The sequence below is a fragment of the Ruegeria sp. N4 genome (assembly GCF_056531425.1).
Map to the genome: position 1 here is coordinate 1 of NZ_JBQFLT010000024.1, position 10,735 is coordinate 10,735.

The following is a 10,735-nucleotide window of genomic DNA, read 5'->3' on the forward strand; positions in this document are numbered from 1 at the left end:
CCGATCTGGTCCCCTCTCCATGTCACTTCCGTGCTGCCGTCGATCAGGTAAACCCCACGCGTCGACGAGGCCAGCGTTGTCGCGCCGTCATCTTCAACGGTCGTCGTGAAATGACCAATTGTGCCATCATTGTTCAGATCAACGCCGTAGAACACCTCGACATCGACAACATTCGCAATCGGGCGACCGCTCAAACGCGCGCCCTGATCGTCAAGCGTCCACTCCGCGTAACGGCCATCGTCATTGCGCCAAAGAATAAGGTATCCCTGGCCATCGTCTTCAACTTGAATGGCCGTCCAGCCAACGAGGGAATTCTCCCCCATAACCTGACCATTGAAAGTAACTGCGACATTCGAACCCGGACCACCGATCAGGTAGATACCTTGCGCGGCGTGTTGAAGCGCGGTTCCAGTCGTTTCGACGTCCGAGATCTGAGTTGCGTTCGTCAACTGAGTAAGGTTGTAGCCCAGATTTCCATTCGAAAACTCGAAACGCTCCACGTCGCTGGACACTGTAAAGGTTCTGCCGGTGATAACGTCCAGAAACTCGTAGGTACTGCCATTGTTGATGAACAGATACTTGCTGATGGCGCTTACGAATCTGACCGTATCAGTGCCAGTTCCACCCGAGAACGAACCTGTATTGTTTCTGACAATGGCGACGTCGTTACCGGATCCACCGTTTACAGTGTCTGCGCCGGATCCATTGGCGAGGTAGATTGTATCGCTGCCGCCACCGCCGTTGATCGTGTTGTTGTTCGATCCGTTGGAGGCTGAAAAAAAGGTGTCGTTGCCGCCGTTACCATTCAGAGTGTTTACGGCGGCATTGCCAAAAATGGTGTCCTTCCCAGATCCACCCGATGCGTTTTCGATAACAACACCGGCCGCAATCGTGAACCCGCCTTTTACGCCCCCAACATGAGACACGCCGCCGCCGCCCGTAGACGAATAATCAAGGGTGGCGGGTCGCAAATCGATAACTGTGATCCCACTGCCAGAATAACGGATTGTATCGGATCCGCCTGTGTCCCAAATGGCCTGATACCCGACGCCGCTGGCGTTGCTTGTGGCCAGATCGTATGTATTGCTTCCCGAGTTGTACGAATTGTTCGCGCCGTACATGTTTTGCAGCGCAGCAATATCCAGCGCACCCAATCCTGTAGCGCCACCCCATTTGGCGTCCACCGGCAGAATTCCGTTCTTGGAGGTCCAACCGTCATTGTAACTCATGACGGTGTAGACACCCTGGTTCAAACCCGAAGCTCCGAAAGAATCGAACGGTCCTGTGACGCCGCGCATGACTGTTGTACCCAACCCTGAATCGTGCGGGTGAGCCAAGCCAAGTGCGTGGCCCAGCTCGTGCAGCAGAGTCGTGAAAAAGTAGCCTCCGGCATCCCCGTTCCCACCCGGGCCTGCATCCCAGTAATCCGTGCTGAAGGCACCTTCGGAGGGGTTATTTGAGGGCGTATAGTGATACCCGAGCGTATACGGGGAATCGAAGAAGTACGGGTTGGAATTCGGTGCAAGAACCTCGTAAATGTCAGCGTCCTGCCAATTAGAGACTTCTACGAACCGTATGTTGGCAACGGATTCAAAAACAGCCAGTGCCTTCCTGAAATCGTCTTTGTACGCGTTTGTCCAAGGGGTGGAGCCCGCATATTGGTCAAAGTTATAGGTAATCGTCGTTGTGGTATTCGGGTTACCGTTACCATACGCGCGGGTTCCTTGGATCGCGCTCAGTGGAGACGACGAAGGAGGAGTTGAAATATTAACAACCATTGCAAGGCCCTAAAAAATTCTTTGGACAAGAAGATTCATGTCCAAGTTGTCATTATTGTGGCGAGGCTCTCGCCTTAAGCGAGAAATTGATCTTTTGGTTAAAGGATGTCCAGTGCGTGTCACCCTGACACTACTGACTGTGGCCTCTTCTCAACAACTGAGAACGGACGGTCGACAAAACCCGCGCACCTAATCTGCATGCAGAGAATATCTAAACCATAACAAATACTTATATCTTACATACGCCATTAGTTCAGTTTTGAAGAGGCGGCCTGACTCACCTGAACTTCAATTCACACCCATTTTCTCTGTGGCATCTTCCTACGTCAAAGACGCATGATCAAGGCACTTTGACCCTATCGCCCTGCGCCATCTGGACACTCGATTTGATTTCCCATAATTTTGTAATGTTATTACATTTGTCGCACGCCCATGTTCATGACTCACGCCTCAAAGACCACGCCAAACCCGACCAATGATCTGCGCGTCCCGGTGACGTTGCTCACTGGATTCTTAGGGGCGGGTAAGACGACACTGCTTAACCGAATTCTTGCGGAGTCCAGTTCGGGACCCATTGCGGTGATCGTGAACGAGTTCGGCGAGCCGGGTCTGGATCACGATCTGATTGAATCGGTGGACGGCGACGTGATGCTGATGTCATCCGGCTGCCTGTGCTGCTCAATCCGCGGGGATCTGTCGGACACGTTCGTCAAGCTGCTTGCCCGGCGTGACGAAGGCATGCTGCACTTTGACCGGATCGTGATTGAAACCACGGGCCTGGCCGATCCCGGACCGATCCTGCAAACGCTTTTGGTCGATCCATATCTGGCGCGGAATACACGGATGGATGGCATCGTCACCGTTGTGGACGCCGTCAACGGCCCTGGGACGCTGGACGCGCAATTCGAGGCCGTCTCGCAAGTTGCGCTGGCCGATCTGATCGTGCTGAGCAAGACGGACCTTGTCTCTGACACTGAATCAAAGGCCGTGACCAAGCGGCTCCGTGACCTGAACCCGACCGCCAGCATCATGCGCGTTTCGGATCGCGGTTTCAGCGCGGACGGGATGTGGAACCTGACAAGCATGCGCGACACCGCAGGCCAACAGGACGCACTGGCCTGGACGACACCCAAAGAAAATGAGGACCCTCTTGGCAACCTGTCCGGGCTGCTGCCGGGCTCGGCGGACAGCCCCGTATCGACGACCGAGTTTCGCCGTCATGACACCGACATAACGTCCATTTCGATTGTTCTGGACGAGGCCTTGGATGACGACCTTTTTGACAAGTGGTTCGACACTCTGATCGCCCACAAAGGCAAGGACATCCTGCGTGTTAAGGGCATCCTGTTTCTGGACGGAATCGAGACGCCATTCGCGTTCCACGGGGTCCAGCACATCTTTGACCCGCCTATCCCGATAAAGAACTGGACAGGGGAAGACCGCCGCACCCGCATCGTGTTGATCGGGCGCAACCTGAACCGGCCTGAGATTCAGTGCAGCCTCGATTTGCTGCGCAAACCACATCCCACAGACACCCAAAACCCCACGGAGCTTTAAGGCAATGACCGATACCCGACTTCCTGTCACCGTCCTGTCCGGTTTTCTCGGCGCGGGCAAAACCACATTGCTGAACCGTGCCCTGAACAACCGCGAAGGCCGTCGCGTCGCCGTGATCGTCAATGACATGTCCGAAGTGAACATCGACGCGGACCTGGTGCGCGCGGACACGGAACTCAGCCGCACCGATGAAACACTGGTCGAGATGTCAAACGGCTGCATCTGCTGCACCCTGCGCGATGATCTGCTGCAAGAGGTGCGCCGACTGGCTGAAGATGGCCGCTTTGACTATCTGCTCATCGAATCCACCGGCATTTCTGAACCGCTTCCGGTCGCAGCGACCTTTGATTTTCGGGATGAGCTGGGCGAAAGCCTGTCCGATGTTTCGCGGCTGGATACGATGGTGACGGTGGTGGATGCGGTGAACCTGCTGCAGGACTTCTCCAGCCACGATTTCCTGCGCGACCGGGGTGAGACCATGGGCGAGGAAGACGACCGCACGCTGGTCAACCTGCTGGTGGAACAGATCGAATTTGCCGATGTGGTCATTCTGAACAAGGTGGCCGATGCCGGGCCGGACCGAACCGATGCCGCGCGCAAGATCATCCGCAGCCTGAACGCCGACGCGCGCATCTTCGAGACCAATCACTCCGACGTGGCCGCCGAGGCCATTCTGGATACAGGTCTGTTCGATTTCGAGAGGGCGCATGAGCATCCGATGTGGGCCAAGGAACTTTATGGGTTTGCGGACCACGTGCCTGAGACCGAGGAATACGGCGTTACCAGTTTCGTGTACCGCGCGCGTCAGCCCTTTGAGCCCGAAAAGATCCTGAAAGTGCTGAATGGGGACCTGCCGGGTGTTATCCGCGCAAAAGGGCATTTCTGGCTGGCCACGCGTCCGAACTGGGTGGCCGAGTTTTCCATGGCGGGCGCGCTGTCTTCCGTCAAACCTTTGGGCACGTGGTGGGCTTCGGTCCCGAAAGAGCGGTGGCCGGATCATGAAAGCGCGCGCGAATATATGCAGGCCCATTGGTCCGAACCCTGGGGTGATCGGCGGCAAGAGATTGTGTTCATCGGCTCGGGTATTGACTGGCCGGTATTGAAAGTGCGGTTGGACGACTGTCTGGTCCCCGAACATCTGGCCTCGGGCCCCGAGGCCCTGCCACTGGACTTGCCTGACCCCTTCCCGGGCTGGCGACGCGAAGGGGAAGCGGCGTGACTTTGGCACATACCGAGATCAGGAATGCCGCAATCGGCGTTGGTGTTGCGGACAGGCCCGAAGACCTGTCCGTGATCCGTAAACCCGGCTGTGCGGCAGCGATTTGGCGCAGGCAACCGCCGCTGGGGTTTCAGACCTGGATCGACGGTCTGCATCCCGATCAGTTGCCTGCCACACGCATGGTGCTGCGCCCCGGTGCAGTAAAACAGGCCGTTCAGCATCTGTGTGACATCTCAGGTACTGAGGAAGGTCCCGAACGCACATGGCTGGTCGAGGACATCGCCGACCTCTCGGCCCGGTTTGCCGGGATCATGCGCGCGCCATATCTGCGCGTGCGCCTTGGCGTTGTCACCACAAACGCCTGCCGCAAGTTCCACATTGACGCGATCCTCGCCCGTCTCATTTGCACCTATCGGGGAACCGGCACGCAATATGGCATCTCGTCCAATGGGGCAGAGCCGAAAAAACTGTTCACCTTGGCAACGGGGTGCCCCATGGTGATGCGCGGCTCGCGCTGGCCCGAGACACCGGCTTCGGGATTGTTGCACCGGTCCCCACCCATCGAAGGGTCCGGGGAAACCCGATTGGTTCTGGTGCTGGACCCGGTTTTCGATACCGAGGACGCATAAGAATGGCGGGCAATCTGGGCCAGACGAAACTGAAAAAACGGCGGCGGCGGGAAGATCCCATGCGCGAGTTCGACCGGCTGCCCCCACCCTTACGTAGGTGGCTGGCAAACGCGGCGCTGCCCTGGCGGCCCCGGTCCGTTCGCCGCGCCTATGACCGCGCCTTGTCGCGCACCGGCGATCCACAGGTCGCATTGCAGGAACTGGATCGCCTGCAGGACCAGCAATTGTCGAAAGACGGGTTGCAGGGCGCAGCCTGCTAGCCACGCGCCCACAGGCTTCCCGACAGGCAATAAAACTGTGAGTTTCGCGCCACACACCCACCGGCTTGGCGGTTCTCGTTCTTGCGGACAAATTCGGCGCTTGCGCCGTGAATGACTGCTCGTCAAAGATGCTTGCAAAAGGCGTCACTTATGGAACGAGGTTGCAATGCAAACGTTTAACATTGGCCGGGTGCCTCCGCTGACTTTTGGGGCCGGACGTTTGTCGAAGGTTCCGGATATCGTGGCGAATTTGGGCGGCGGTCCGGTGCTGATCATCGCGGACACCATTCTGGCCGACCTTGGTGTTACGGACCGGCTGACGCAGGATCTGGCTGCACATAATTTGCCTTTTGTTCTTGCCGCAAATGTCGCGGGTGAGCCCAAGGAAACTCTGGTTGATGACCTGTCGGCCAAGGCGCGGGAAACCGGGGCCACAAGCGTCATTGGTCTGGGCGGTGGGGCAGCCATGGACACGGCCAAACTGGTCGCGGCCATAGCCAACAGCCAAAAACCGGCGCGCGACTTTGCGCTGGCAGCGCAACCGTTACCGCAGGACGGTCTGCCCGCAATCGCGATCCCGACAACGGCCGGAACCGGGTCCGAGGTCACGCGCACGTCGATCGTGTCCACGCCCGAGGGGTTGAAGAACTGGTATTTCGGCGAAGAGCTGATGTTCGCACAGGCCGTGCTGGACCCCGAACTGACGCTGAGCCTGCCGCCGCATATCACGGCCTGGACCGGCATCGACGCGGTCGCGCATGCGCTTGAAGGGGCAACGGCACGTTCAACCAGCCCTGCCGGTCTGCTCTATGGTCTGGAAGCGTTGCGCATTCTGTCGGACGCCCTGCCCCGCGTGGTGGCAGACGGGTCTGATCTTGAAGCGCGCGGACGCGTTCTTTGGGGCAGCACCGTCGCCGGTTTGGCCCTGCACAATTGCAACACGCATATGGGGCACAATATCAGCCATGCACTCGGATCATTGGCGCGGGTCCACCACGGACATGCAACCGGGCTTGCGCTGGAGGTCAGCCTGCCCTGGCTTGTCGCCCGACCGGACGGGGCCGAGAATTACGCCCTGGCAGCGCAGGCCCTTGGCGGGTCGGCTGCAGCAGAGGCACTGCCCGACGTTTACATGGGCCTGATGCGCGCCTGTGGCATCGCCGCAGAACTGCCTTCTGTCTGTGAGGGTCTGACGGATGCTGACCTTGCCGCAGCCATGAAGATCCCCGCAAATCACTCCATGTCGCAGAACTCTGCCTGCCCCGTCTCGGATCACGACCTTGACGAAATGGCGGCCTTGATGATGCGCTTGCCGGTGGCCTCGGCGGCGGCTTAGGACACGAGGTTAACTGACCGGTCATGTCGTTTGATACCGCGCGGGCAAAACGCGGACCTATGGTAATTTGGCCATTTGTCTTTGCCCTGTCCTATTGCGCCAATTGTTATTTGAAAGCGCCATGCGCTAACGTAACGGCATGCCCGTAGCCCGCCCGTTCTTTGCACTCAGCCGCGTTCTGACCATTGCCCTGTTTGGTTTGGTCTTCGTGGCCGCGCAGGGACATGCCTCGACCCGCGTGGCGCTTCTGATCGGCAATTCGAATTATGCCTCGCCGGACATGGCGCTGCGCAACCCGGTGAATGACGTGGCCGCGCTGGGGTCGGCCCTGAGCGAGCTGGGTTTCAGCGTGATCCGGGCAACCGACCAGAACGTCGCCGGGATGGAACAGGCACTGGATCAATTCGGCACCGCCGCCAAAGGGGCCGAGATGGCCGTGTTCTTTTACGCAGGCCATGGCGTTCAGATTGGCGGCGAGAACCATTTGATTGGCACCGATTTTGCGGGCAGTGATGTGGCCGCACTCAGACGCAGTTCCCTGACGCTGGACAGGGTGCGCGACGTGATGTCCAAAGCGGGGCCGGATGTTGGCATTTTGCTGCTGGATGCTTGCCGCAACAACCCGTTTTCCGACAGTGGTATGGTCGCACAAGGGCTGGTTCGAATGCGCGGCGGCGCGGGCCTGCTGATTGCTTATGCCACCGATCCCGGCAACGTGGCCTATGACGGGCTGGGCGACAACAGCGTCTTTACCACCGGCCTTCTGGACCATATCGCAACGCCCGATCTGGACGTGCGGCTGACGTTGGGACGGGTTCGGCAGCAGGTCGTGCTTGAAACCGAAGGGCGCCAGATCCCGTGGGTCGAAGAATCCGTGCTGGATGAACACAGCTTTGCCCCCGGCCTGCCCTCGGACGCGCCGCAAGACACAACGGCGGCGGATTTGGCGCAGTGGCGCAGTATCTCGTCCAGTTCGGATGTCCGCGTGTTTGAAGACTATTTGCAGGACTATCCTGATGGCCTGTTCGCGGCCTTCGCAAAGGACCGGATCGCCGCACTTAAAACCGGATCATCCGGATCCCTGGCGACCTTGGGCGCGTCATTGTCCGAAGCAAACCCGGAAAAACTGGCGACCGCGCTGGTGGCCCTTGGACACCTTAGCGACGGGCAAACGCGCGATCTGGGTCCGGCGCTGGACAGCTATCGCCGCCGCCTGCCCGCGCAAGAGACCGCCTCGGCCGAGCGATTGTATGAGGATGCCGCACAAGTGTCGGTGTTTCTGGCCGCAACCACATTGCAACGGCTGCGCACCGACCTTGTTGCCCTGCGCAGTGTTGAACGCACACTGGCCATTGCCGAAGACGCGCTGGGACAGATCGAAGAGATTGCCCGCTCGAACCCCGACGCGCTGCCGGTGCTGCAGCAGGCGCGCAATGATGTATACGACATCTACCGATCCCGAGGCATCATCCTGCGACGGCTGGACCAAAGCCGCAGCTACTATGACGAAGTCCTCAGACGGTCTGTCGTCTTTTTTCCACCCGATGTTGATACCTCGATAATCAGCGCAGCATCGGGATCAAACTCGCTGGGCCTTGCAAGCGCCCAGCTGACAGATGACGCCGCCCTGTTCCTGCGCCATGTTGCGCAGGCCGAGGACAGCAAAAAAGGGAGTTACCAATGGCTGGCCGATCTCATACCCCCCGAATAAGCGCAGCTGTGCTTGCCGTCTCGCTGGCCCTTTCGGCCTGTAGCGACACCAGTCAAACCGCTGCTCCGCCTGCGGGCACTGGCGGCGCGACACAGGCCGAGGCCGATCTGGCGAAACAGGCGGCGGCGATGCAGAAGACCATTCTACAAGGGGCCGTTGCAGGGGGCGTTACCGGCGGGGCGATCGGCTTTGGCATTGGTGGCAGCGACGATATCGGCACCGGATTTTCCATCGGGTTGGGTGCTGGCGCCCTTGCGGGAACCTATGTGGCCTTTGTTCAGCGCAACTATGCCGGGCGCGAGTCGCGGCTGCGGCAGATCAAAAAGGACCTCGACCGCAACGCGTCGGAAATGCAGACCACGATCAATGTCATGAATCAGGTTCTGGCGGCGCAAAAGGCCGAGTTGGATGCGTTGAACGCGCAGGTCGCCTCGGGAACCGTGGATCAGGCCGACGTGCAGCGCGAACTGGCCGAGGCGAACGGCAACCTGACACAGATGGAACTGGCCATCGACGGGGCCACCAAACGACAGGCCGAGTTCAACGAGGCGCGCAACTTGACTATTTCTCGCGGACAGACTGCTTCGCCCATCGATGGCGATCTGGCAGCTTTGTCCAATCAGATAACCCAGATGCGCGGCATCGCGGGCGATCTGGCCTCATCGCTATGAAAGGTGTGATTATGCTCCGCCTCGCCTTACCTTGTGTGCTTCTGGCCGCTTGCCAGACAACCACCGACCCTGCCGAAGGCGGGTTCTTCTCGGGCGTCTCGGGGATCGCGACGGGGGCTTATGACGACCGGATCACCGCCGCCGAGGGCGAAGTTGCCGAGGCCCAAGCCCGGAATGACGCATTGTCCGCGCAAATCCGGGCGTCGGAATCCGAATTGGCGCAGTTGAAGCTGAGGATCCTGCAACAGCGCGACGCGCTTGGCGGTGCTGATCCAGCCACGGCAGCGCGCATTGATCGGGTTCTGAACACCACTCCGGGCGGTGCGACGCCCGACGACAAACTCGCCGCCCTGCAACGCAGCATCGCCGAAGCCCGCGCCCTGAGCAGTGATCTGGCGAAACTGTCGGGGTAACGGGATGGTGCTGGATTGGTGTGGCGACCGTAACTCTGGTCGCCAGCACCTGTCCGAAGCAGTCCGTTCAGGCCGCCGCGATCTGTCCGGCCTTTTCCACCAGCACCTCGGCCTGACGGATCGAGGCATAATCGATCAGCCGCCCGTCCAGTGACACCGCGCCTTTTCCCTGTGCCTCGGCCTCGGCCATGGCGACAAGAATGCGTTGCGCCTTGGTCACCTCGGCGTCCGAGGGCGACATGACCTCGTTTGCCAGGGCAATCTGGCTGGGATGAATGGCCCATTTGCCTTCGCAACCCAGAACCGCCGCGCGTTTGGCTGCTGCGCGATATCCGTCGGGGTCTTGAAAATCTCCGAAAGGACCATCAATCGGGCGCAGTCCATTGGCCCGCGCAGCGACAACCATACGGGCCAGCGCATAGTGCCACATATCGCCCCAATGCGTCGCCCGGCCCCCATCGGCATCAGCATCAGTCAGGACCGAGTAATCCGGGTTCACGCCGCCAATGATCGTCGTGCGCGCGCGGGTCGATGCCGCATAGTCCGCGACCCCAAAATGCAGGCTTTCATTGCGTTTCGAGGCTGCCGCGATCTCGCTGACATTCTGCATTCCCAGAGCGGTTTCGATGATGTGCTCAAACCCGATACGTGTCTTGTAACCCTTGGCATCTTCGATCTGCGTGACCAGCATATCGACCGCATAGACATCTGCCGCCGTGCCCACCTTGGGGATCATGATCAAATCCAGCCGCGCGCCTGCCTGTTCGACCACATCAACAACATCGCGATACATGTAATGCGTATCCAGACCGTTAATGCGCACCGACATGGTCTTGGTGCCCCAATCGATATCGTTCAGCGCCTCGATGATGTTCTTGCGGGCCTGTTCCTTTTCGTCCGGCGCAACGGCGTCTTCGAGATCGAGAAAGATGACGTCCACGTCGGATTGCGCGGCCTTTTCGAACATTCCGGGCTGGCTGCCGGGGACGGCCAGCTCGCTGCGGTTCAGGCGGGCAGGGGCCTGGTCAATGGAGTGAAAACTCATGGGTTTGGGTCCTTTGTCTTACAGGTTCGGATAGATCGGGAAGCGTGCACAAAGGTCAGCGACCTCGGCCTTGACCTTTGCCTCGACGGCGCCGTTGCCGTCTTCGCCATTGGCGG

Annotated in this window: 10 protein-coding genes; 8 read left to right on the top strand and 2 right to left on the bottom strand. The window is 59.4% G+C overall.

Annotation, left to right across the window (positions count from 1 at the left end):
• The coding region (locus tag ACR0LW_RS21075; RefSeq protein WP_480884379.1) for a matrixin family metalloprotease at positions 1-1,778 on the bottom strand (1,778 nt) is incomplete at its 3' end.
• Between the two features lie 438 nt (positions 1,779-2,216).
• On the opposite strand from ACR0LW_RS21075, the gene ACR0LW_RS21080 reads away from it, so the two are divergent.
• The 8 genes from ACR0LW_RS21080 to ACR0LW_RS21115 all read left to right on the top strand — a co-directional run bounded on the left by ACR0LW_RS21080 (position 2,217) and on the right by ACR0LW_RS21115 (position 9,574).
• Positions 2,217-3,335: a CobW family GTP-binding protein gene (locus ACR0LW_RS21080; protein ID WP_480884381.1), complete on the top strand. Its 1,119-nt coding sequence runs from the start codon at positions 2,217-2,219 to the stop codon at positions 3,333-3,335.
• 4 nt (positions 3,336-3,339) lie between these two features.
• Positions 3,340-4,554, top strand: coding sequence for a GTP-binding protein (locus ACR0LW_RS21085; protein ID WP_480884383.1), 1,215 nt, complete (start codon positions 3,340-3,342; stop codon positions 4,552-4,554).
• Positions 4,551-5,183 carry a DUF1826 domain-containing protein gene (locus ACR0LW_RS21090; protein ID WP_480884385.1) on the top strand — a complete coding sequence of 211 codons (633 nt, stop codon included), beginning with the start codon at positions 4,551-4,553 and terminating at the stop codon, positions 5,181-5,183. The genes ACR0LW_RS21085 and ACR0LW_RS21090 overlap by 4 nt, the downstream gene beginning before the upstream one ends.
• Before the next feature lie 2 nt (positions 5,184-5,185).
• Positions 5,186-5,443 carry a DUF6525 family protein gene (locus tag ACR0LW_RS21095; RefSeq protein ID WP_480884387.1) on the top strand — a complete coding sequence of 86 codons (258 nt, stop codon included), beginning with the start codon at positions 5,186-5,188 and terminating at the stop codon, positions 5,441-5,443.
• A 166-nt stretch (positions 5,444-5,609) separates the two neighbouring features.
• Positions 5,610-6,779, top strand: a complete 1,170-nt coding sequence (locus tag ACR0LW_RS21100) for an iron-containing alcohol dehydrogenase (protein ID WP_480884389.1) — start codon at positions 5,610-5,612, stop codon at positions 6,777-6,779.
• A gap of 139 nt (positions 6,780-6,918) precedes the next feature.
• Positions 6,919-8,490 carry a caspase family protein gene (locus ACR0LW_RS21105; protein ID WP_480884391.1) on the top strand — a complete coding sequence of 524 codons (1,572 nt, stop codon included), beginning with the start codon at positions 6,919-6,921 and terminating at the stop codon, positions 8,488-8,490.
• Positions 8,460-9,161 (top strand): hypothetical protein, encoded by a 702-nt coding sequence (locus ACR0LW_RS21110; RefSeq protein ID WP_480884393.1) that lies wholly within the window; start codon positions 8,460-8,462, stop codon positions 9,159-9,161. Before ACR0LW_RS21105 ends, ACR0LW_RS21110 begins: the two co-directional genes overlap by 31 nt.
• An 11-nt stretch (positions 9,162-9,172) precedes the next feature.
• Positions 9,173-9,574 (top strand): hypothetical protein, encoded by a 402-nt coding sequence (locus ACR0LW_RS21115; RefSeq protein WP_480884395.1) that lies wholly within the window; start codon positions 9,173-9,175, stop codon positions 9,572-9,574.
• 67 nt (positions 9,575-9,641) lie between these two features.
• Here ACR0LW_RS21115 and ACR0LW_RS21120 read toward each other — a convergent pair whose 3' ends face one another.
• Entirely contained in the window at positions 9,642-10,619 is a 978-nt protein-coding gene (locus ACR0LW_RS21120) for an HpcH/HpaI aldolase/citrate lyase family protein (protein WP_480782038.1), read from the bottom strand.
• Positions 10,620-10,735 lie beyond the last annotated feature (116 nt).

Excerpts from the sequence above, each read along its gene's own strand:
- ACR0LW_RS21080 (WP_480884381.1), top strand. The coding sequence starts at position 2,217 with ATGACTCACGCCTCAAAGACCACGCCAAACCCGACCAATGATCTGCGC.
- ACR0LW_RS21085 (WP_480884383.1), top strand. The coding sequence starts at position 3,340 with ATGACCGATACCCGACTTCCTGTCACCGTCCTGTCCGGTTTTCTCGGC.
- ACR0LW_RS21095 (WP_480884387.1), top strand. The coding sequence starts at position 5,186 with ATGGCGGGCAATCTGGGCCAGACGAAACTGAAAAAACGGCGGCGGCGG.
- ACR0LW_RS21100 (WP_480884389.1), top strand. The coding sequence starts at position 5,610 with ATGCAAACGTTTAACATTGGCCGGGTGCCTCCGCTGACTTTTGGGGCC.
- ACR0LW_RS21105 (WP_480884391.1), top strand. The coding sequence starts at position 6,919 with ATGCCCGTAGCCCGCCCGTTCTTTGCACTCAGCCGCGTTCTGACCATT.
- ACR0LW_RS21110 (WP_480884393.1), top strand. The coding sequence starts at position 8,460 with ATGGCTGGCCGATCTCATACCCCCCGAATAAGCGCAGCTGTGCTTGCC.
- ACR0LW_RS21115 (WP_480884395.1), top strand. The coding sequence starts at position 9,173 with ATGCTCCGCCTCGCCTTACCTTGTGTGCTTCTGGCCGCTTGCCAGACA.
- ACR0LW_RS21120 (WP_480782038.1), bottom strand. The coding sequence starts at position 10,619 with ATGAGTTTTCACTCCATTGACCAGGCCCCTGCCCGCCTGAACCGCAGC.